Here is a 24183-nt window from a genome sequence, read left to right on the forward strand (position 1 = left end):
CTCAATCACTACCAAATAAATCACGCGTATAGACTATATCTGCCACATCAGTAAGATCATTAGTCATACGATTAGACACAATCACATCAGCCATGGACTTAAATTCAGCAAGATCCGCAATTACTCTAGAGTGGAAAAACTCAGGTTCTTTTAAAACTGGTTCATAAATAACAACTTCAACACCTTTAGCCTTAATACGCTTCATAATCCCTTGAATACTTGAAGCTCTAAAATTATCTGAGCCAGACTTCATAATCAAGCGATAAATACCCACCACCTTAGGATTTCGACTTAATATAGATTCAGCAATGAAATCTTTACGAGTTGTATTAGATTCCACAATCGCGCCAATAATGCTATTGGGCACATCTGCATAATTGGCAAGTAGCTGTTTGGTATCTTTAGGTAAACAGTAACCACCGTAACCAAAGGATGGATTATTATAGTGATTTCCTATTCGAGGGTCTAAACACACCCCTTCAATAATTTGGCGAGAATCTAAGCCATGAGTCTCAGCATAAGTATCAAGTTCGTTAAAGTAGGCAACACGCATAGCAAGATAAGTGTTAGAGAATAATTTAACTGCTTCAGCTTCAGTGCTATCCGTAAATAACACTTGAATATCTTTTTTAATAGCACCTTGCACTAATAAATCGGCAAACACTTTAGCACGTTCACTACGTTCACCGACAATAATTCGCGATGGATGCAAATTGTCGTAAAGCGCTCGTCCCTCACGCAAAAACTCCGGTGAGAAGAGTATATTATCGCAATTATATTTTTGCTTAACCTTAGTAGTAAATCCCACTGGTACAGTGGATTTAATTATCATCACCGCATTAGGATTAATGGTTAACACATCTTGGATAACTGATTCAACAGAAGAAGTGTTAAAATAGTTAGTTTTTGGATCATAATCAGTGGGTGTAGCAATAATCACAAATTCAGCGTTTTGATAAGCTAATACCTTATCAATAGTTGCAATGAAATTAAGTGTTTTATTAGCTAAAAAGTCACTAATTTCAGCATCAGCAACTGTTGACTTTTTCACATTTAATATGTCAATCTTTTCTTGAACAATATCTACCGTAATAACCTCATTATGTTGAGCCAATAAGACTGCATTAGATAAACCAACGTAACCTGAACCAGCAACGGTAACCTTCATAAACTAATTCCCTACTCACTTAAATTTGATAACATCTTAATCGGTGCACCTGCATAGATCGAATTAGATTGAAGACTTTTGCTTACTACTGAATTTGCGCCAATTACTACATTGTTACCAATGGTGACCCCTTGCAAAACTATGACATTTGCACCAATCCAAACATTATTACCAATTAATACATCAGCTTCATCTTTCTTTACATCGGCAGAACCGGATATTATGTCATAAGGGATTCGGTTAGATGTATACACTCTAACGTTGTGAGATATACTAACATTATCGCCGATTAAAATTTTAAATCCCTTAACGGTAGCAAAACCACAATTAGTGCCACAATACGAACCTTTACCGACTGAAAAAAAACCTCCACCATAAACCTTAACACCTTCCCCCCGAAAAAAACGTTCTGACTCAATAGAAAAGTCATTATAATATAATTTATAACGGAGATAATGATGCAGATTAAGAAAACGCTCTAAAAATGAAAGAAGCAACTTAATAAAGCTACGTTTTATTTGCATTATAATGAGTCCTAAAGTAAATAAGTACAAAATATAAAAAACTAGCCAACACCATCAACATGGAAAAAAACATATAATTAACTTTGAGAATAAAACAAAGACCAATTATAAAAGAATAACCAAGCAACCCAATTAAATTATACTTAAGAAGTAAAATATTTTTTCCATGATACTGATAAAAACAAGTATAAAAACTAGCCGAGCACTGAAATAAAAAAAACAACGGCATTAAACAGAAGTAAATATAATCGCCAAAAATTTCCCCTAGGATTAAACCAGAGCCATAATATAAAAAAATGACAAGCAGAATTGTACAAATGAAAAGAACCCGTTGAACCTTAAATATTTCATTAAAAAAGGCAACATTATCTGAATTTTTTAACGAGTTTAATAACACTGGAGTTACAGCCTTTACTTGGCTCGCAGAAAAAAGCAAAACTATAGAGGATAACTGATAGTAGCCAGAGTAGACACCTGCAACCTGAGCTCCTAATACAGAAATAATAAAAGCTCGATCGAGTGATGTTCTTAGAGGGTTAAAAACTGCAATAGGAATAAGAGGCAAACCAAATTTTAGAATTTTTCTAACTCCAGATGCACGAATAGTAAAATCACGCTCAACGCTAGCAAACTTAATATAAAAATAATAACCAAAAATATTAGATATTAAACTTGCGACTAAAAATGAAAAATTCACAACCTCATAACTATTAATTTCATATACAACAAAAAATAGTAAAAAAATAATCAAAAATATAAAATTCTTCAAATTTGCAAGCAAAATGTAATATTTTGCATTTCCACTACTCTGAAATACACTTAACAAAACTGATGTAGGTAAAAAAGTAAAAGATATAGCAAATGTTGCAATATAAAAACCTAATGGAGAGCTGAATCCAATAATAAAAGAATACGTAAAAAAAAGTGACATCACACCAAAACACCAAGGTGATAATCTATAACATATACCAATAACCTCAACATAATCATCAGTAGATTTAAAGAATACGGTGCTCACATAAGTAGAAAAAGTCACCGAAAATAAAATTGTTACAACCGTATATATCAAAACAACATTGCTATAGATCAATAGTGCTTCTGGGCCATAATTATTGGAAACAAAAGGCAACAAAAAAAATGGGAAACACTTACTAACCAGATCACCAAATAAATAAAATGCTTGATTTTTTTTCATTGAATACTACTCAAACAAAACCTTAAATACTCGAGAAATTGACTTTGAGCGAATTAAAACAGGCGATTTTTTTATCAAGAAAAGAAGAAAAAATATCCAACCAGGTATACCAAATGCGTGTAAAAAAATCATTTTTTTTGCACGAAGTTTTTCATCAGAAGAATAAAAATCCATTCCAGAGGTCACTGGAGGATGTTTTGAAACAACTATATTTGTCTGTTGCATTTGACCACCATTAGAAAGAATGTCTTGACAGAAAAGAAATTCCTCTCCGGACGGCAAGTCTGTACCCAAACCAAATTTTTCATTAAAAAAAATGTTATGTTTTCTTACAAAGTCTAGTTTAATTAACATATTTATGGAGCTAACATTAAAAACTGTAAATCTACTTTTACTTTTTAATGATAAAGAGTTCTGCTCACCAATAAAAAATGCCTTATTCTCTTTAGCATTAACAGTGAAGTTCAACAGAAATAAATCACAACAAATGACACTGTCGATTAGTTTTATTAAGAAATCATAACTATCAGGAAAAATTTGAACATCATCATCCATAATCCAAACATAAGGTGATGAAGCAATACTTAAAGCCATGTTTCTGCTTTTACTTAAACCAGCAGAGTCTGCTTGTATATAAGTAACACCCTTTAAACTTAAACTGGAAAAATACTTTAGATATTCAGTTTGCTTGCCATTTGTGACCTGATGAATAACTATCAACTTAAAATTTGATGGATATTTTATATTATAAAAACCATCATTCATTGTAGAAATTAAAATCTCTATTTTACAAAGCATAAAAATTACCGTGTATAGACGCTATCATTCAAAAAAGTTGACTTAAATTGTAATAAAAAAATTGCCCATCGGCAAAGCTAACCAAACGCAAACTCCTAAAAAAGTAAAGATTACTATATGAAAAAAGTAAAATTAACACTAACAATAAAACTATCCACTTATTCCGCCCCCCACCATAAATTAAATAATAAAAAACATAAGGGATAAAAAACAATAAACCCAACTGAATATAACGACCGCCTAATGTAGGGATAAGAATAAAAAAACTAGAAAAGCAAAGATATAAAAATGTAAAACGGTGATATTTGATTAAAAAATCATTTTTAAAAAATCGACAATTCAATGTTTTATCTAAAGACACATAAGCAATCAACAACAATAATAAAGATAGTATATTATACCCAATATCTATAAATGAAATGTCACCAAAAGAAAAGCCAAATAAATATCTATCGGCTTTTTGCAAAACTCTACTAATAAAATCCATTTGCAAATAGCTTAGCATCTCAAATTGAGTCACAAAACAAAATAAAAAAATAAAATACGCGAAAAATATTTGAGGGCGATATTTATCGACTATAGAGCAGCTAGAAAACAATAATATTAGGTATAATGGAGTGGTTGCATTGTGCACTGCTAAAGATGCCCCCCACAATAATAACGATAGAGTTTTGTTTCCTGAGATAAAAGTAACTAAAGATAAAGAAAATATACTGAATGAGAGTGCATTTTCAAACGATAAAAAAACTGTAAACGGAACAAATGATAAGAAAACTAGAAAAAGTACTAATTGCTGATTTCTTGTCTTTAATTGTGAATTCATTTTCTCAAGTGAGTAATAAACAAAAATCAACAAAAAAGTAATTAAGAGTAGTGTTGATATCGCTCCGTAATAATTAAATTTTAATCCTGCGCCACTCAAAAGAATAAAAAAATACCCTTGGTATAACTTAAAGCGAACGAATGATACAGGATATGAACTAGACATACCGTCGTAAAAATATTCATAATATCGAATAATATCTCCAACTTCCTGTCCATTTAACTCTAATACAAGTTGCGAAAAAGCAACGAAAATAGAAAAAAGAAACATCGGCAAAAAAAATGCTTTTTTTCTACACAGCAATGTAAAGAAAGATAGCATCAACATTGTGAAAGCAGGAAAAAAAAGAAAAACTCCTCCAACCCCTGACAATAATAATATAAACTTTAGCTGTTGAATCACAAAATAGCCTTTAGTTTCAATATTGATTCACTTAATATTCTTTGACATTCGAAATTTGACCAACTTTCAACATCAACAATTAAATTTGTTACTTCTGAAGTCCCAGTCTTAGAAAGAATCACACTGCTTGAACGCAGTGAAATAAATTTAGCAGACCCATTTTTAGATAACAACCCCATAAGCTCAATAGGAAAACCTGGTTCAATTACTTTTAAATTCAGAAATTCATTTTCTAAATACAAATATTCTTCTATTGATTCAGAAGGGTGAGGCTTAACACATATATTAGAAAATTTCCTAGTTGATATATAGCTTATTAACTCTCTAAAAATCTGATGTTTAACTTCTTTAGAACAAAGCCCTGCTGTATCTAGACCTTGTGTTAAAAAGCATACGGAAAAATCAATTTGCTCCTCTTTGTTAACATTAAAAAAATTCAAAATATTCTTTACATCTTCATCTGTGATTGAATACAAAAACTTATTTAAACTCTCCCCCTTCTTCTTTATTAAACTAGGCAACTTATCCGGATGTAATGCAAAAATCCTATCAATGTATCTTGACTCACCCATTGAGTAATTCACTGGATTGTATCCCAACAAAAATCTAATAAATGATTTTGAATAACTTTTTACTCGCTGACTTTGGTAAATAGCCAAACCATCTTCAATAAGCGTTACTTTTTTAAATTTCCTAATGATTTTAGAAAAAAAATTTCGATCATGAAAAATGTACAAATGTGCAGCATTTAAACTAATACTATCAAACCCCATAGTGCGAAAAATATACTCAGAAGCTAAAACAACTTGCAGTTGATGTGATAATCGAACATTATTGCTAAGTAACTTGTTAAAATTAAATAAATTCCCAAGTTTAAAATCACCAATCAACTCAGATTCATTAACAAATACTAATTCTATATTATAATCTGATACTGAACCAATCTGAAACTGTGCGGGCAAAATAGTTTGATGATCTTGCAAGATAATTAATTTATTAACAACTAAACCTTTGTTAAAGTTACAGCAATATTTGCAAAAAAAAAGTGAAAACAAAATATGTCGATAGGTGCTGCAAATAAAAATATTTGTAATCATAGTTTTTTCAACACTTTTGCGGGAACACCTGCAACCATCGTAAATCTGGGAACACTTTTTGTTACAATACTACCAGCTGCAATCACAGAATGCTGCCCAATAGTTACACCAGGTAATATAATAGCATTTGCTCCTATCCACACATCATCTTCAATAATTACAGGATTCACCGGAGAATGACCTTGCTCTATAATCAACTTATCTAGTTCATCAAATTTATGATTAGATACATAAATATGGACCCCACTTCCAATTAAAACATTATCACCAATGCAGACATGAAGAGAATAAACACTTTTATCGGGAGAAGCGAATATCATTGTATGGGGACGGATAACCACATTATTACCAATAGAAACTTTATCAGTTTCTATAATATAAGAACCAGGCCTTACATTACTATTCTTACCAAAATGATAAAACTTCTTTTTGCATAACCAACGTGAAAGTCTGTTTGAAAATAAAAAAATATGTGTAATAGGTAGATCTGGGCCAATTCTGTAACTAAATAGCCAAAACTTTAACTTTTGCATAATCATAACGAAAATCCATCATCCACTATAATATTCTGCCCTGTAACATAGCGTGATTGCTCTGATAGCAAAAACAGCACCGACCCAACCACCTCTTCCACATCAAGCATGCCTGCACCATGTGTTTTTTCTTTGTAAGCTTTCAAAAAAGCTTCTGGCTGATGGTCAAAAATACCACCAGGGCTGACGCAATTGATGCGAAAACGACTGTCATTGACGTAAGAGACAACATATCTATTAAGATGCTGAATGGCAGATTTAATCGCAGAATATTCAACTGGCATAGTCATCGGCGTGTTGTCGTAAATTTCAAACTTAGGTGCAACAACACCATAAATTGAGGATATATTCACAAGCGAAAAAGGCTGTTGCTGCAAGTTAAAGTAAGCTGCACACTGCTGGGTGAACAGAAAAGCACTACCCAGATGTAGGGATAAGTTCTCATTAAAGCTATTTAAGCTCACATCAAAAAAGTGCTTACCGTAGGTTTTATTTCTTGGATAGGTCGAATTTACTGCGCCATCAATGTACTGACTCTGTTGAGCAAAGAAGCCCTTTACACACTCTTCTTTCGTGACATCCAAACTACAACAAGATAAGTTCTCATCATGCACATCAACACCTAGCAAGGAAAGACGCTCGCGCATCGCTTCCAAATGGATATCTGCCGCGAGTACCTTGGCCCCTTGCTTAAGCAACGCCGGAACTAAACGGGTACCCAAAAGGCCACCAGCGCCTGCGACTAAGATGGTTTTGTTTTCGAGTAGGTTTTCCATTAGTCGTGCCCTTCAATGATCGCTTCTGCTAATTTGAAATCATAAATATCGTCAATGTCTACTGCTCGTTCTTTAGGAACTTCAATACTAGTGACTTTACCAGAAAACATTCCGTAGTTATTGAATACAAAATCAGGAGTGGTGGCATAAACAACGGTAGTAATATCAAATACCGCAGGCGCATCTTGACGACGAGCAACTTCATCTTGCGGCTTATTTATCAGCTCAACCATTCCTGACTCTGTTTGCTTGACCATATTGAAAAATGGACTGCGATTAGCTGGCGTCACTGAAATACAGATATCGGCTTCCGTTGTAATAAGCTTATTGATCGCCGCTTCAACATCTTCAACACTTCTTAGTGGACTGGTTGCAGGTAAGCTGACAAAACCATCAAAGTTACCATAATGTGCTTGAACCCACTCGATAGCATGACGCCATGATAGCCACTCAGGACTGGTGTCACTGGCAAGTTCTGCTGGGCGATTTATAACAATGGCCCCCCCCTCTTTTGCGATCTTGGCAATTTGTTCATCATCGGTTGAGACAAACACCAAATCAATTGACGGTGAAGCTAATGCGGTATCAATCGAGTATTGCAGTAATGGTTTCCCGGCTAGTGGTTTTATGTTTTTCCCTGGTAGCCCTTTTGAGCCGCCGCGGGCAAAGATAAAAGCATTGTTTTTCATTAGATATTTAACCTTTTAAATCACCCAACGTCGAATTGATAGGATAGCGAGTTTTGATTTGTTCAATTAACGCGACACTTTGTGCTGCTTCGGCAAGGGATACGCATTGATTCGGTTGTTTGTGAATCAGATTCAGAAAATCCAAAACCATTGCTGTGTACATTTGGTTTTTATCCCACTCCGGCTCGCTGTAAAGTACTTGAACACCTTGAGGTGAAACAAATCGGATTTCATTGCCTATCAAATCCCACTCCAACGTTCCTTTACTGCCAACGAAACGGCATTGTCGATGCGCCTTGCGCTGCAAAAAATCAAGATGCATATGTACAATAGCTTGCTTTGAGGTGCTTAAAAGCATGTCGGCACTATCTTCAACTTCAAGACTAAGCTCTTCGGTTTGACGCAAGATAGCGTGTTCTAAAGTAAGAGTTCCCAATAACCATTGAGCGTAATCAAACTCATGACTAAGCTCTAACAAAACCCCACCACCTAAACTGGTTTTCGCAGAAACGCTGTCACGGTAGTCTTTGCTTGGTCGCCAATCCGGCAAATACTGCCCAATCTCAACATGAGCATGATACAAATGCCCCACTTTGCCCGAAGAGAGTTGTTTTTTCATCTCTATTGCCGAAGATAAATAACGTAGGCAATAACCAATTGAAACTGGCGTTTGATATTGTGAGGCCGCCCTCTGCAGCATTTTCACTTCATCAAGAGCAGCTGTTACAGGTTTCTCTATTAAAACTGGAATGCCAGCTTTAATCAGGGGAATCGCATGTGAGGCATGGAAAGGAGCTGGTGATGCGACAATCACGAGTTGAACACACAGCTCTATCAGCGCATCAATAGAGGTAACAAGATGGTCTACATCATTGACTGTTTCTTGTGGGATACGTCCACTTGCAGACATGGCATATAACTTCGCGTTAGGAAATAACTGTTTTAGATTCCGACGATGGCGAGTAGCGATATTTCCTAGTCCAATAACAGCAACTCGTTCCATTAGTCCAATCCCAAAGTATGAATGTCAGCTTGTGCTCGGTTGAAATCATCCATTCGGCCTATATCCAACCAATATTCGTGAATTGGGAACATCAATACATTATTTCTTTCCTGCATATGCTGTTCTAGCAGTGTTGGCATATCAATGCGATGGTTTTCAGGCACAGACTGAATCACTTGCGGAGAGACAACGTAAATCCCTGCGTTAACAAAAAAGCGCTGAATAGGCTTTTCAACCATACTGGTGATTCTATTGCCTTCACCATTGATCACGCCGTATGGGATTTGATAGTCATATTCACGAACACACATGGTCGCATCGGCATCATGGCTAACATGAAAATCAAGGAGACGTTGAAAATCGACTTTGGTCAACACATCGCCATTCATCATGATAAGTGGTAGACCTGTCGGTAGATCTTTTGGTAAAAGACCTAGCGCCCCACCCGTGCCCAGTGGCGATTCTTCATGCACATAAGTGATATTCACACCAAACTCAGTACCATCACCAAAGTGAGATTGGATCAATTCTGGCATGTAGTGTGTCGAGATATAGAAATTTACAAACCCCGCCTTGATGAAGCTGCGGATTACGGTTTCAAGTATCGGCTTATTGCCAATTTTAAGCATCGGTTTAGGACAATTATCCGTCAGAGGGCGTAAACGAGTACCAAATCCTCCTGCCATCAAGAATACCGGATTTTGATACTTAGGACGGTGTAATGATCCATGCAAGGTTTCAAGACCAACTACCTTACCTAGATTATCAACCAGCGGAATTGAAAGGATTCCCTTATTCTCCATCAACTCAACAATTTCTTTCCTAGTAACACCTAACTTCACAACCGTTGGTGACAAATTCATAACCAAAGAAACAGGTTCTTCAAGCGATAAATTTTTAAGTATTCCTCTACGTATATCTCCATCTGTCACAACACCAACTAAATGCTGATTACTATCAACCACTAATGCAACTCTTAACGCTTCGTTATTGATGATCTCTAGCGCGTCACGAATCGAATTATCCGGTTTAATCAACACATTGTTCCAGCAGTAGCTCATGGAATATCCTTGAATTCTAAATATTTTCTTTAATAAAAGCGCGGGCGGGGTAACAAGTACTCCCCTTTTTTAGTGACCGGGTCAATATCGCGCCGGCCCCTACAATACTGTTTGCTTCTAAAACTAAGCCTTGAATTAAGGTCGCATTAGCACCGATATAAACATATTCTGACGTGCGCACCTCCCCACACAAAGTAGCATTAGGCGCAATATGATTGTAAGCACCAAGATGGCAATCGTGTTCAATCAAAGCACCACTATTCACTATGGTATGCTCTCCGATAATCGCTCCTGTTTGCACTCTCGCACCAGGCAAAATCTGCGCACCAGATTTGACTTCCGCAAAGGATGATACAGTTGCATCGCTAGCAATTACCGTTTCAAAAATGTACCCTTGCCCGAGAAATTTCTGGTTGATGCGCTGACGAAAAGTTGAACGCGGCATCATGCCAATACCGTTAACCAAAAGCACGCTATGAGTTGAAAAACGTTCAATATCGTCATCTTGTCTAAGATGCATAATCCCCGCAAATACCGATCTCGATGAAATATCATCAGGGCAAACGACAGCGAGGATCTCTCGCCCTTGCCCAAGCAAGATATCAGCCAAAACACTCGCGTGCCCGCCACCGCCGATCAAGACAAGCGGTTTGTGTTTATTCAATGATTAAATCTCCAGCTTGGTAGTCTCGGCTAGCTTTACGCTCAAGCATATCCCAATATTGATAAGGCGACATACCATTGCCAGGACGCTTGATGGTCACGTTGTCAGCACAAAAAGACTCACCCAATCTAATCATTTTACTCGCCACGAGACTTTTGCGCGCCACTGCTTTGTTTTTGACTTCAGAGACTGTTGGGGATTTAACGGCAGATCCGAGCGCCAATTCAACTTGGCGAATAGCCTTCACCATCGCAGTCAGCTCATCAGGTTCAAGTGAAGCCTTGTGGTCTGGTCCTTCCATATTCTTATCCAACGTGAAGTGTTTTTCAATCAACACGGCACCACGTGCTACGGCGGCAATCGGAATGACGATGCCTTCACTGTGGTCAGAGTAACCTGCAGGTAAGTCAAAAGCACTGCCCAACGTATCCATCGCTTTAAGATTAATTTCCGCCATCGGGGCTGGATATTCGGTGGTGCAGTGTAAAATAGTGACTTTCTCTTTCAGGACTTTCTGCCCGGCTTCTGAAGCGTAAGCTTGCTGAAAAGCCATCATTGATGGTAGAGCATCACTTGCCGCAGTATAACCAAAGGCAATGACGCCTAATGCCATTTCGATTTCTGCAAGTGTGGCCATTCCTGTAGAAACAATCAAATCGCATCCGGTGCGCGCATGCTCAAGCACTAACGGCGCATTGGTCAGCTCACCAGAAGGCAATTTGAGGCGTTTTAAACCAAGGTCATTAACGAGAAAATCTAAGCTTTCTGAATCAAAAGCTGTCGATAAAAACTCAATTCCAAGCGACTCACAATGTTTGACCAACTGATGATGGGCGGCATAAGAAAGTTCAAGACGACTGAGCATTGCTAACTGTGACTCTTGCTTTTGCGTATTCGCCACTTGGTAGTCGGCTTGCTTTGCCTGCTCGGTGACTAAGTTTTTCGCTTTGAAGGTCTGAAACTTTACAATATCGGCACCTGCTTGATGCGCAGCATCCACAAGTTGAAAGGCAAGTTTTTCGTCGCCGTTATGATTTACACCTGCTTCTGCAATAATGAGCGTCATATTAATCACTTACCTTCACATCATAAAAAGATTTCACTGAAGTAAATTTCAGATTTTTAAGCATTGAAATCACTTGTTGACTGGCATTGCCCTGACCATAGGGGTTATGAACTTGTGCATCAGCAGCTTTGTAACTACGACTAAACGCAACTTCAAGCGCAGCGTGAATAGCCGAAGTAGTTGCATCACAATGCAGTACACTCGTTGCGGCCAGACGTCCTTTTTGCCTCATACCAATATTCACCGTAGGCACATCCAAGGATGGCACTTCAATAATACCACTGGAGGAATTACCAACGACGGCTACGGCATGTTTAATGGCGCTCAGGTAGCGCACCTGACCTAAAGAAGGAATCGCCAGCACGCGCTGAGGTTGTTTAGCTGCATAGGCTTCGAGCAATGGGATAATTTTGCGGCCACCATCGTCAGCATTAGGATAAGTAAAAATCACCTGAACATCAGGGTACTTATCTAAAGCCTCTAAAAGCGCGTTAAAGGATACTGTTGGTTCCTCATCAGCTAAAGTCACGGGGTGATAAGTGACGACTAGATAAGGCTTCTGCAGTGGAAACTGGAGTGAAGCCGCCAATTCTCCTACTGACATAAAGGTGCCACGGTTCAAATGGTCTAAGCCAATGGCACCGACGTTAAAAACACGTTCAGGCGCTTCGCCCAGCTGGATCACTCTCTGCCTGTACTCTTCGGTGGAAGTAGCATGCAAATAACTTAGCTTGGTTATTGCATGACGAATCGCGTCGTCATAAGCGCCTTCGGTAATTTCACCACCATGCAAATGAACCACAGGAATGCGCAAAATCATTGCAGTTTGCGCCGCGGCTAAGGCCTCAAAGCGATCACCGAGGATGACAAGAACATCAGGTTTGAGTCTCGCTAGAGCGTCAGCAAAACCGAGCACACCTAGCCCCATGCTTTTAGCGGTACCGACAGCGGAATCAGATGAGAGCAAGATTTCAATTTTTTCGTCGATATAAAAGCCGTCTTTCTCGATTTGCAGGTACGTTTCACCAAATTCAGGCGACAAATGCATGCCTGATACCAGCAGTTGAAGTTGCAGTTCAGAGTCCGCTTGAATGTCTTTTAGAAGCCAAAAGAGCAGACCATACTCTGCTCTTGTTCCAGTAAAAACGGCGACTTTTCTCTTATCTTCGCTCATAGTACCTCACCTATACGCCAACTGGCGTACTCGGTAGATTGATCAGGTGAGCTTCAATAAATTCAGAGTGAGTCAGATCCCCACGTAGCGCGTTTTCGAACATAGGCAAACGATGCATTAACTGCCAGATGGGACGTGTCATTACGCCCGCAGCATTGGTTTGCTCCAGTAGCTCATTGCGTTGCTCAGCATCCGCACAAAGGATGGCATTGAGCCAATAATTGGATTGTGCGTACTCAGGTTCAATCACAAACTTAACGTCACTCGAAGCGAAAAACGCTTGGTATCGATGGGCGAGTTGACGCTTTTGCGCCAGATAATGCTCTAACATTTCTATCTGCGCGCAACCCAGCGCAGCATTAAGATTAGGCATGCGATAGTTAAAGCCGGGCTCATCGTGGAAAAACTCATACGGGTGCGAAACTTTCGCCGTTGTCGTCACGTGTTTGGTACGCTTACCCGCTTCTTCAGTACCACAGAGCACCATGCCGCCGCCACCAGTAGTAATAACTTTATTACCATTGAAACTGACCGCGCCAAACTCCCCAATGGTCCCGGTGTGTTTACCTTTATAGAAAGAGCCGAGGCTTTCCGCCGCATCTTCAACTAATGCGAGCTGCCATTTAAGGCAAACTGCCGCCAGTTCATCCAGCTCAACAGGGTGACCAAAAGTATGCATTGGAACCACCGCTTTAATTCTCTGACCAGTTTGTTTGTGTAAACAACCGAGTTCCGTCAGTTCTGCGTGTTCCATCAAGTAGGATTCAACAGCCTTTGGGCACAACCCTAAACTCACAGGAGAAACATCAACAAAAATTGGTTCAGCACCCATATGATACAAAGCATTGCAGGTAGCGACGAAAGTGAGCGCTTGAGTTATCACTAAATCGCTCCGCTCAACGCCTGCCATATAGAGTGCTGCATGCAGCGCGGCAGTACCATTGACGGTTGCAACAGCGCGCTTGCTACCAGTAAAGGCTTCCATCTTACGTTCAAACTGATCAACAAACTTACCAACACTGGAGACAAAGGTACTATCTATTGTTTCCATCACATACGCTTTCTCATTACCTGCAAATGTCGGGGCATGCAACGTAATAAAGTCTTGGGTTTTATATTGGTCTCGAACAAATTCAACCAGCGATTTTGGATTCATGCTATAACCTTACATCTTGCTATCAAGGTATTTGCCCGTTTCTTTGTGGCCGAAGTCGGGGATCATGGTAAAGAAGAGTTTCACAATTTGCTCTTTACTCCATGCTCGTTGCTCTTTCATCTGCGCAATTTGCGTTTCAAACAGACTCAAGAGCTCTGGTTCATAGATCGGTTCGTTTTTGATGATGCCAAGATTTTCAAAGCGTGCCATGTCGAGCACTTCTTTGTCGGTGAAAAACTCCTCAAAGTCTTTTTCACCCGTTGTGTCACTTTCAGTAAAGAGACAAGGCCATTTACCTTGAGCGGGAAGCGTTTTCACCAATTCACGCGCTTCATTTTCACTTGCGCAAATGTGTGGTTCATAACCACGCTGTTTAAGGTATTTCACCGCTATGTCAGCAAAAGTAATCAGATGCAATGCTTCACTAAGTTTGGGGAAGAAAATGTCGCGATTTTCACCGAAAATGCAGGACATTAAGCAAAGCTCACCCGACTCTTGAGGGGTAACAAAGTAGCGTTTGATATCATTTGGAGCCACAATCGGTTGATTTTTCTGGATGCGTTGATTAAAACCATGCAACAAAGAGCCATCGGAAAATGCGACGTTGGCAAAACGTGCTGTTGAAATGGCAATCTGCTCACTTTTACGCATCAAGAACATTTCCATGATGCGTTTCGATGCCCCCATCATATTAACTGGGTTGGCTGCTTTATCCGTTGACACACAGAAATACTTTTTAACGCCAGCATCAATTGACTGCTGTATCGTTTTATCGGTATTGAATACGTTAACATCTATCATACGCATTAAAGTAAACGGATCTTTCTCACTACGAACATGCTTAAGCGCCGACAGGTTCAATACATAGTCATACTGACCATCGTTTTTGATAAAAGCATCATACTCAATCGAGCCGATGTCCAAGGCAAAAGTTTGAAAATCACCATCGATATAGCCAAATGAACTGCGAATATCACGGACCAATTCCACCATATTGTTTTCGCTGATGTCGACCACATGAAGTTTCTGCGGTTTACGCTTGAAGATTTCCTTAGTTACGGCTTGGCCAATCGATCCCGCCCCACCAAGAACAAGAAAGCGAGAGTAAGAAACAATATCAGAAAGTTCAAACTCATAATGATTCAGGTCAGATTCGAATAAGAAATCACTTCTGCCTACTAAACTTAAAATTGACGAATCCACAAAAATCACCTCAAATACTTAACAACACCTTTGAAAAAGTAGAAAAAAAAACATTTTGATGAATCAAAAAAACTCAAACCAACAACTTCACGATAAAACACCCACTGCCACTTTAATATATTAAATTTGTTTTGCGTCATACCAGTGTCGACACGATATTTAGCCAAAACATTTGGCATACCAAAGGCTTTATCAACATCTTTTAAAATACTTAGCCACAGCCCCATATCCTGCCGCTTCCTAATTAAAGGCATATAACGTTTACCAAGCACTTTTGCATTATAAATAGCTGTCAAACAGCCAATAACATTTCCTGTTAGTAACTGAGAATAATTTACAGAATTTGGAGGTGTAACAATTCCACTATTTCCAACAGCACTAAACTTCTGATATGCACTGTATGATAGTAAAACATTATTATTCTCCATAAACTCTATCTGGATCGACAACTTATTGGGCAACCATAAGTCATCAGAATCTAAAAAGGCAATATATTCACCTTTTGAATACCTAATACTATTATTACGCGATACGCCTGCACCAGAATTTTTATCTAATTCAAATAATTTTATTCTATTATCTATCTCACAATAGCTACGAACGATATTTTTAGTATCATCAACAGATACATCATCAGTGATCAATAACTCCCAGTTGTGATATGTTTGAGCTAGAACAGACTCAATACTTTCAGCAATTGTTTTAGATGAATTATAGCTTGGCATAATGATCGAAACTAGTGGCTTATATTCCATTTACCGCCCCATGCCGAATAAAACAACTTTCACAGTCTTAAGAAGAATCTTAATATCTAATAAAGTACTATGATGCTTAATATAATAAATGTCATACTTATGTTTCCAAACTGCATCTTCAACTGAAGCACCATAGGGGTAACTTACTTGCGCTAACCCAGTAACCCCAGGTTTAACCGCATGACGGAAACGATAATAGGGAATTTCTTTTTCGAGTTTGGCAATAAATACTTCGCGTTCTGGCCTCGGTCCAACAATCGACATCTCGCCCTTTAAAATATTAATTATTTGTGGTAATTCATCAATACGAGTTTTGCGGATAAAATTACCCACTTTTGTTACGCGAGTATCATTTTGTATTGCCCATTGAGCACCCGATTTTTCAGCATCACTACGCATTGAACGGAATTTAATGACTTCAAATTCATCATTATATTGTCCTGTGCGACGCTGTTTATAAAACACAGGACCAGGGCTTTCTAATTTTATCGCCAAAGCGGTAATAAGCCCTACTGGAATTGCCACTGTACAAAGCAAAAATGCTGCTAATAAATCAATAACTCGTTTTGCTAACTGGGTACGTTTGGTTGATAAAATAGAGAATGCTTTTTGATGTAAAAAATAACCGCTATGAAGTAAACGAACCTCAGTATAACCTAGCCGTTCATCAAGATAACTCACTAACGGCTCCACCCAAGCGCCCAACTCAGTTGCTTTAACCAAAAATTGCCGTTGCTCTTTGGATAAACGAGCACTTTCAAAGTGACAAATAACTTTACAGCTTAAATCAGTAATGCTGTAGTCATTAACGATCATATCGAATGAGTAATCATCGATAATCTCACCTATCTCCAACTCCCTATCTTTAGGGCAATAGACATAAATTACCTCCTGAGTGAGTACCTGTCGTTTTGACTTAAAACGTTTAGTTACCGTTTTAATTGGTTGAAACTCATCGGCGTCTACTATTTCATTGACTCGTAAATTCATACAAAGACCTAATTTGTTAACCATTAGGATGGCCTATGGCATGCAGAGCACCGCTACATGACTTTAAAATCAAATGCAGAAACCCTACGTTTATATTCTATACACTCTGTTTACGAGCAAAGTGCCTTATTAAAACAAACATCACACCTAACATACCACCAAACATAGTACCTAATACGCATATTAGTGCACGTTTAGGCTTAGCTTTTTCTTCGGGCGATAATGCGGGATCGATGGTCTTAAACACATATTCATCGCGCACTTCGGCAAACATAATGGTTTTAGCTTGTTCTTCCACCAACTTATAAAGAATCGCTTTAATATCGGCGACATTAGTTAGGGCAATTTGTTTATTTAAAAATTCACTGCTGCGATTGGCTTCTGCTACATCGCGCTCTTTCATCACTTTATTAATGTCTTCAATTAACCAAGAGACCCATTGCTCTGCAACCGTTGGAGATAAATGCTCAACAGAAATAGTTACCATACCTGATTCTTTATCTTTATTCACGGCGATGATTTTACTAAAGACCTTATAAGCCTCTTGCATCGATGGCTCAGGTTTTAACGGCGCTTTAACTTCACGTATCCAAGTATTTGTGGCTTCACTATAGGCATCTTCATTATAAATAAGCTTATCTTCATCCCTATTCCATTTTTTTGCCGCCATTAAATCAGCAAGGATATTGTGTTTTTGAATAAAATCACTGGTAAATTGGCGCGATTTTAATACCTCAATGGCAAGCTGGGTTTTATCTGTTCCCCCCTTAGCACCTAAATTCACTCCTGCAAGGCTAGCTAAACCACCAAACTGCGAGGCCAATGCACTTAAGCCACCACCTTGTTCTTCAGCCGCAGGGGCTAATAAAGCTTCGGACTTATAGATATTGGGTTGCATGATGGCAAATACCACAGCACCAATCGCGAAAATGCCGGTAATAGCAATGATGAGCCATTTGCCTTGCCAGATAACGGAGAACAGCTCGCGAAGATCGATTTCGTCGTCTGCGGGTCTCTGGGTAGATGAAAACTGGACATCTTGCATATACTTATTTAATTCATTGGACATTTAAAACTTATCTCGTTGTGTGAGTTCTCAAAAACGGTTGACAGGTTATCGTTGACGGTTGACAGAACGCTTCGCTCACAGATAACGGTAAAAGCAAAGCTAAAAACGTTGACGGAACAAGAAACGCTAACGGTTGACGGAACGCGGCGTGCCGTTATCTGTGAGGGCGAAGCCCGTTCCGTTATCCGTGAGTCACGTAGTGACGTTCCGTTATCCTAGTAACATCTGTGAGTCACGCAGTGACGTTCTGTAGCCGCAACGCGGCGTGCTCTTATTTATTTTCTGAATTTCGATCTTTAATCGATTTAATTAGTCCAGCGAGCATTGCCGATAATCTTTCAGTTTTTATAAGTAGTTCATCAACATAATTTGGTTCTAAATAACCAATATCTCTGCCAATCATTGCTTGGGTAATCAGTTCTGCAAGTGAAGCTTTAGCAACATATAAAAACTGTATTTGCTCTTTAGGGCCATAACGTTCCATTCCCTCAGCAATATTTGACGGAACGGAGAGCCCTGAGCGAGTAATTTGATCTCTGAAGCCCCAATCTCGAAGATCTTTTGTCGCTATATAAATAGAAGATGATAATTCGTAGCTAAGTTGCCAAACTTCTAACTTTTGAAACTTCATATCCATTCCTTGGAAAATAGCCTAAAACCGATCACGGTTGACGGAACCGAAAACGTTGACGGTTGACAGAACGCTCGATAACTGCTCCTGCGTTATTCTACCTCCTGCATCCATACAGTCGTTCGCTCACAGATAACGGTAAAAGCAACAAAAAATTTGCTGTAAGGGCGAAGCCCGTTCCGTTATCCGTGAGTCACGCAGTGACGTTCTGTAACCGCAAAGCGGCGTTCCTAGAATCTAGAGCCACGAAGTGGCGTCCTAGAACAGCGCTTTTTGCTGCGTCCTAGCAGTTGCTAAGCAACGCTCTAGATTCTTGCCACGCCGTGGCGTTATAGCCCCGCGATTGCTGAAATTGCGACTGCGGTGTTGTAGATAATGCCTGTGACTTGCGACCAAAGGGTTAAGTTGTCTTTGTACTCAGTATCTAACGGAACAATCACTGTATCGCCCGGTTGCAGTTGTTCACCACCACTAAACCAGTTAGAACGGCTTGGCATTGACACTGACCCATTGGCTTGGATGATATAGGTACGATCTTCATCCGCGCGTTTTCTTGAGCCGCCGGACATTGCAAGATACTGGTCAATCGTTAGACCTTCTTTATATCTGTGCGTAGCCGGATGTTGCACTTCCCCCATTACCGCTACGGTTTGTTTAGTGGAAGGCACATATAAAATATCGGCATCTTCAAGTTGTAAATCGGCCTGTTTAATACCGAGTGAAATTGCAGGCAAATCGACCACTAAACGCCCAACGGCTTTGATATTCTCCAGATCGGCCAGCATTAACTGGGCATCTGAGTAATTCACCACTGCACCGTCTTTTGATACGCCACGGGTGGCAATGTCACGGCGCAGTTGATCGGCAAGCTTTTTAATTTCAATCTGTTCCTGCTGACGTACCGATTCACGCACAAATACCGCCGATGGGAGATAGGCATACTCAGTAAAACCACCAACACGGCTAATTAAATCGCTTAGTGTCTCACCGCGGCTAATATTGTAGCGACCAGGGAATTTCACTTCGCCACGGATTTCAACCACTTTGCTTTCTTGCCAATCTGGCGTTGTCATCACTGTGAGTATATCTCTACCCACTAAACGCGCATTTGCCGTTTCATCCCCCTGCAGTGCTAACTCTAAATCTAGGTTACGATGATCGACCTTTGAGCCCTCATTATCCGTCACTGTCGAGGTTAATTCGGCTCTAACGGTATAAGCACCTTCCTTTAAACCACCCGCAGCGGTAACTAAATCGGATACTTTCGCGCCAACAGATAAAGGATAAGCGCCGGGTAACTTAACTTGGCCATCGATGGCAACAATTTGAGTACCTTTACCTGCGCGACCTTGGTTATTGAGTTTAACCATCACGGGATAAAGCAACTCTTGGCGACGCATTTGATCGCTCAATTTGAGCAACTCGTTATCTTCAAAAAGGTTAGCCAACATTTTGCTGACAACGCCTTTAACAACGGTTACCTGCTCATTTTTTGGCGCATCATTAACCACGACGCCGGCAATTTGAGCGCGTTTGCTGAGTTTTACATCTTCAAGTTGGGCAAAACCTGTGTTGAATAAGTCAGAACCCGATAGGCTATCGCTATTGAGCGAAGTGACTTTAGCGACTCGCTGCTTCACTAATTTATTTAATTCGTAACGGTTTTGCTCATCATCTGAGTAGTTAAAAATGATAATTTTGTCACGCGGGTTTAAGGTTAAGTTTTGCTTGCTATCCTTAGTGCCAATCGCCTTACCTGGTGCGAATTGATACACTTCAATATCGCCATATTGGTTAACTTCGCGCACTAACAGACCGTAGTCCAAATCAGCGGATATCGCTAAATCCCCCCATAATGAAGGCAAAATATCGCTGATCTTTTGGCCACCAACCCATTGATATTTACCAGGGCGAACAACGGCGCCGACAACGGTAACCGCGCTTTCATACTGCTCTGATGCGCTTTTAACGCGAATAACATCGCCAGCCTTAGCGGGCGTCATTTGACCTTGTTCAGTGGTTAGATCCACATTCACGATAGTTTTGAGTGACTTGCTATTATAGCGCTCAACTGAGCTGCTTTTTGGATAGGCGCCAGGATTTAAACCTGCTGCCATAGCGATGACATCCGCCATGGTTTCATTTTTCTTCAATTCATAGATAGCTGGGCGTCTTACCTCACCCGATACGCTGACCAAACCACCAATAGAAGGAATAAAGACGACGTCGCCAGAATGTAGGCGTAGGTCACCCGATGCATCGCCTTTTAGTAATAGATCATAAAGATCAAGCGTACCGACTAAGTTACCGTTTCGTTTTAACTGCACATTTCGCAGTGAGCCAATTTCGTTGACGCCACCAGCCACAAACAGGGCTTGAGTGATAGTCGATAGGCTAGAAACAGTGTAAGAGCCGGGTTTATAGGCATCACCAGCAACAAAAATTCGAATTGAGCGCAATTCACCCATAGTGATATTGGACTCAATACCAATCATCTGTTGTTGGATACGCTGCGAAAGCGTGTCTCTGAGTTCAGAAAAGCTCAGCCCCATCACAGGAATTGGGCCTAGCTCAGGGAATTGGATCACACCTTCACGATTGATCACTAAATCGTATTCTTTGTTTTCTTTACCGTAGAGCTGCACCTTGATGTTATCACCTGGGCCAACTAAGTATTCTCCAGGTACGGGGACATCTGACACAGGGGCAAAGGTACTCGGCTCGCCAGCAAACATTTCATAGCCAAAACGGCGTAATTTTAAGTTTGATGAATCGGCAGAGAAATCAAGCTCGGCTTTTTCTTTCTGTTCAGCGGATGTGATTATCGGCGCCACATCGCGGGATGTAACCACTTGTGGGTTAGCAACCTGTTGCTGAGTTTGGCTACCCGAAATAATACTAGGGTCAATGCCATATTGCCTTGCTAACCGCTGTTGCTCGGCCTTAGGCAGTTGCTTAAATTGCTCTATCATCTGCGGAGAGGGCGTAACGGCTTGCGCCTGCGCGCCCATCAATATCGTGACACTAAGGCCAACTAATATTGCGGCTCTTGGAACCGCTTTGATGTATTTTTTGACTTGTTGTAACACCAGATATCTCCGATTGGATTGAAAATGTAAAAACAGAGCGTCGCTAAGCGACTTGTAGGCTCCTAGAATCTAGGGCGCTACGCTGCTAGAGCGGGCTTCGCCCTGCTAGAAAGAGCAGAACACTTCTTTCACAGTTGACGGAACGCTCGCAAGCTCACTAACAGAATGCTGCGCTTACGGAAAAAACAGATAGCCTTATTCTCTATGCCGTCATCCTCGCGAACGCGGGGATCCAGCTATAGGGCTTTAAGTCACTAAGCTTAAGTCTCTAAGCTTTAAACCATCAAAATCAAAAGACCTTAGTATGGATTCCCGCGTCGATAACTGCTCCTGCGTTATTCTATCTCCTGCACCCATGCAGTCGTTCGCGGGAATGACGAAGGGAATTGGATTCCCTCATCCATAACTGCTCTTGCTACTGCACTCTTTTAATTAAAGAGTTCTACTTCATGCATCTGACCACCATGGAGGGTGGAAAGGTCATATTTTGTGTGGAACAAAATTGACCATGCAGTCGTTCGCGGGAATGACGAAGGTACTTAGGATCGTAAGGAGAAAAACGGCTTCGTCCTAGATTCTAGCAGCTGCGTTTTTTGCAGCGTCCTAGAGCCACACAGTGGCGTGCCTAGTAGGCCGAAGGCCGTCCTTCTTTGCTTTCAGACACGCTACCGATCCGCGTGGCGGCCGGAGGCCTTCGGCGTCCGCTTAACGAATGAAAATATTCATTCGATGCCTTTCAGGCACGCTACCGCCCATAGATTGCGGCCTCTAAATTGCCCTTCGCAGCGCGAAAACTCAAATTTTTCAATGTTATACTACAATTTAAAATCTAGTACCTTAACTTTTAAGAGTCCAAGTATCCTATTTAAATAGTGTATCTATATTGTATTTCTAAACTTACTTACGGTGCTTGGTCATACTCAGGCTGACCTTATCGCACACTACGCACCTTTCGCTTCTATCGCTTCAGGTGACGCTTTAAACCTCAATATCAACACAATCTTGGCTGATGTTGGCAATCTGTTTTAAATCCCTTGCTTAAATCCCTTGCCGCTTAACCACAGTAAAACTTTAGTTGCACAAAGAAATTTTAGTCGCAAAAAATGAATTTGCGGAATTCTACTGTAAACGCCTTACATCGGCTGATTGATTTATGCGCTACCATAGGCCACGCAGCTCAAATTCCCATCAAATAGCAGTAAATTTAAAACCTTTAAAAAAACGACCTTATTAACACAATGAAATATAATGATTAAATTTAAAAATCAGTTTACAAAAAATAAATAAATTTCACGCCGCTATAGCCAATGTCTCACAAGCTACTAAGCATTATTCTTACTAAAACGCTTGAACTACATCACAAACTTAAATCCGTTCAACCGATTGCTCTGGAACAGTTAAGGTATTTACTTGACCCATAATATTAAATAAAACATGGCAACGTTTATTTGGGCACTTTTCTTGAAAAATACCTTCCAAATCAACGAATGGGCCATCTTTAAAGCGAATTTTTTCCCCAGTTTTTAGTTCCGGTTCATCGACTAAAACGATTTGGGAAGGCGTTAACTCTTTCATGCGAATGGCGTGAATGATGCGGTCGTCAATGGGCGTCATTTTTTCTCGACAATTGACGATACGATTCACACCACGAGTAGAATGGACCTGCTTGACGCTTGTCTGGCTTGGGTCAAAATTGATGAATAGATAATTTGGGAATAGCGGTACGCGACAGATCCGTTTCTGACCACGTTGAGATTTCTCTTCAGAGACCATGGGTAAATAGGTTTCTAAATTTTGAAGTGCTAAGTTCTGTTGTGCCCTCGCTTCACTACGAGGTTTACAATACAAAAGGTACCATGCCTTCATCTACTGCTCTCACTACCCTATGTTAGGTGATGTCCATTCACGGGTCGCAATCATAACAAAGTTGTGAAGACGGATGGAAGCAGTTTTTTGCATCTTCAGCTTTGCTGAACGGTATGCAAGCAACTGCCAGATATATTAGCAAAATCAGCACTAATCAGTACTCGCAGCTAATCGCTGATAATGTCGCCAGTTGGCAAGCCAAAATTGACTTTAGCTGCTTTTAAAGGGTATATAAGGTGGGATTTTAGCGAAAATATTCAATTTAACGCCTAAAATATTACTTTTATTATAAGAACGTAACAATAACTCATACGTAACCTGCAGTAATTCAACAATTTTATTCTGATTTTATCGTTTAGGATAAACCTTGTTACTCAGGGCGAATATGGGATAAGCAACAACCATTTTTCTGTGGCGACATCATCCTGTTTCAGGGGCCCACAGGCAATCA

At 39.9% G+C, this 24183-nt stretch carries 22 protein-coding genes; all 22 read right to left on the reverse strand.

Going from position 1 to position 24183, the window contains the following annotated elements; translation table 11 throughout:
* Position 1: 1 nt before the first annotated feature.
* Positions 2-1168 carry a nucleotide sugar dehydrogenase gene (locus JFT56_RS12890; protein WP_198780476.1) on the reverse strand — a complete coding sequence of 389 codons (1167 nt, stop codon included), beginning with the start codon at positions 1166-1168 and terminating at the stop codon, positions 2-4.
* 11 nt (positions 1169-1179) lie between these two features.
* The gene (locus JFT56_RS12895) at positions 1180-1692 is read right to left on the reverse strand and encodes an acyltransferase (protein WP_198780477.1); all 513 of its coding nucleotides are present in this window, start codon (positions 1690-1692) and stop codon (positions 1180-1182) included.
* Positions 1676-2887, reverse strand: a complete 1212-nt coding sequence (locus JFT56_RS12900; RefSeq protein ID WP_198780478.1) for an oligosaccharide flippase family protein — start codon at positions 2885-2887, stop codon at positions 1676-1678. Before JFT56_RS12900 ends, JFT56_RS12895 begins: the two co-directional genes overlap by 17 nt.
* Positions 2888-2893: 6 nt before the next feature.
* On the reverse strand, positions 2894-3685 hold the full coding sequence (locus JFT56_RS12905; protein WP_198780479.1) for a glycosyltransferase family A protein: 792 nt from the start codon (positions 3683-3685) through the stop codon (positions 2894-2896).
* 28 nt (positions 3686-3713) lie between these two features.
* Positions 3714-4910: a hypothetical protein gene (locus JFT56_RS12910; RefSeq protein WP_198780480.1), complete on the reverse strand. Its 1197-nt coding sequence runs from the start codon at positions 4908-4910 to the stop codon at positions 3714-3716.
* Entirely contained in the window at positions 4907-6007 is a 1101-nt protein-coding gene (locus JFT56_RS12915; RefSeq protein ID WP_198780481.1) for a polysialyltransferase family glycosyltransferase, read from the reverse strand. Before JFT56_RS12915 ends, JFT56_RS12910 begins: the two co-directional genes overlap by 4 nt.
* Entirely contained in the window at positions 6004-6546 is a 543-nt protein-coding gene (locus JFT56_RS12920; protein ID WP_233095516.1) for an acyltransferase, read from the reverse strand. The genes JFT56_RS12915 and JFT56_RS12920 overlap by 4 nt, the downstream gene beginning before the upstream one ends.
* Positions 6543-7316, reverse strand: a complete 774-nt coding sequence (locus tag JFT56_RS12925; RefSeq protein ID WP_198780482.1) for an oxidoreductase — start codon at positions 7314-7316, stop codon at positions 6543-6545. The genes JFT56_RS12920 and JFT56_RS12925 overlap by 4 nt, the downstream gene beginning before the upstream one ends.
* On the reverse strand, positions 7316-8005 hold the full coding sequence (locus tag JFT56_RS12930) for a cytidylyltransferase domain-containing protein (RefSeq protein ID WP_198780483.1): 690 nt from the start codon (positions 8003-8005) through the stop codon (positions 7316-7318). The genes JFT56_RS12925 and JFT56_RS12930 overlap by 1 nt, the downstream gene beginning before the upstream one ends.
* A gap of 7 nt (positions 8006-8012) precedes the next feature.
* Complete coding sequence (locus JFT56_RS12935) at positions 8013-9008, reverse strand: Gfo/Idh/MocA family protein (protein ID WP_198780484.1); 996 nt, start codon at positions 9006-9008, stop codon at positions 8013-8015.
* On the reverse strand, positions 9008-10069 hold the full coding sequence (locus tag JFT56_RS12940; RefSeq protein ID WP_198780485.1) for a nucleotidyltransferase family protein: 1062 nt from the start codon (positions 10067-10069) through the stop codon (positions 9008-9010). Before JFT56_RS12940 ends, JFT56_RS12935 begins: the two co-directional genes overlap by 1 nt.
* 16 nt (positions 10070-10085) lie before the next feature.
* Complete coding sequence (locus JFT56_RS12945) at positions 10086-10733, reverse strand: acetyltransferase (RefSeq protein ID WP_198780486.1); 648 nt, start codon at positions 10731-10733, stop codon at positions 10086-10088.
* Entirely contained in the window at positions 10726-11799 is a 1074-nt protein-coding gene (neuB, locus tag JFT56_RS12950; protein WP_269819988.1) for an N-acetylneuraminate synthase, read from the reverse strand. Before neuB ends, JFT56_RS12945 begins: the two co-directional genes overlap by 8 nt.
* Position 11800: 1 nt before the next feature.
* Positions 11801-12973 (reverse strand): UDP-N-acetylglucosamine 2-epimerase, encoded by a 1173-nt coding sequence (gene neuC / locus JFT56_RS12955; RefSeq protein ID WP_198780487.1) that lies wholly within the window; start codon positions 12971-12973, stop codon positions 11801-11803.
* 10 nt (positions 12974-12983) lie between these two features.
* On the reverse strand, positions 12984-14129 hold the full coding sequence (locus JFT56_RS12960; RefSeq protein ID WP_198780488.1) for a LegC family aminotransferase: 1146 nt from the start codon (positions 14127-14129) through the stop codon (positions 12984-12986).
* Positions 14130-14138: 9 nt separating this feature from the next.
* On the reverse strand, positions 14139-15332 hold the full coding sequence (locus tag JFT56_RS12965) for a UDP-N-acetylglucosamine 4,6-dehydratase (RefSeq protein WP_233095517.1): 1194 nt from the start codon (positions 15330-15332) through the stop codon (positions 14139-14141).
* A gap of 5 nt (positions 15333-15337) precedes the next feature.
* Positions 15338-16087, reverse strand: coding sequence for a glycosyltransferase family 2 protein (locus tag JFT56_RS12970; RefSeq protein WP_198780489.1), 750 nt, complete (start codon positions 16085-16087; stop codon positions 15338-15340).
* Entirely contained in the window at positions 16088-17077 is a 990-nt protein-coding gene (locus tag JFT56_RS12975; RefSeq protein WP_198780490.1) for an exopolysaccharide biosynthesis polyprenyl glycosylphosphotransferase, read from the reverse strand. It lies immediately after the preceding gene.
* A gap of 97 nt (positions 17078-17174) precedes the next feature.
* Positions 17175-18146 carry a Wzz/FepE/Etk N-terminal domain-containing protein gene (locus JFT56_RS12980; protein ID WP_198780491.1) on the reverse strand — a complete coding sequence of 324 codons (972 nt, stop codon included), beginning with the start codon at positions 18144-18146 and terminating at the stop codon, positions 17175-17177.
* Positions 18147-18417: 271 nt separating this feature from the next.
* Positions 18418-18777 carry a four helix bundle protein gene (locus JFT56_RS12985; RefSeq protein ID WP_198780492.1) on the reverse strand — a complete coding sequence of 120 codons (360 nt, stop codon included), beginning with the start codon at positions 18775-18777 and terminating at the stop codon, positions 18418-18420.
* Positions 18778-19106: 329 nt separating this feature from the next.
* Positions 19107-21866: an SLBB domain-containing protein gene (locus JFT56_RS12990; RefSeq protein ID WP_198780493.1), complete on the reverse strand. Its 2760-nt coding sequence runs from the start codon at positions 21864-21866 to the stop codon at positions 19107-19109.
* 1365 nt (positions 21867-23231) lie between these two features.
* Positions 23232-23732, reverse strand: a complete 501-nt coding sequence (gene rfaH, locus JFT56_RS12995) for a transcription/translation regulatory transformer protein RfaH (protein WP_198780494.1) — start codon at positions 23730-23732, stop codon at positions 23232-23234.
* Positions 23733-24183: the final 451 nt, after the last annotated feature.

This window comes from Shewanella putrefaciens, from assembly GCF_016406305.1.
GTDB classification, from domain to species: Bacteria; Pseudomonadota; Gammaproteobacteria; order Enterobacterales; family Shewanellaceae; genus Shewanella; species Shewanella putrefaciens_C.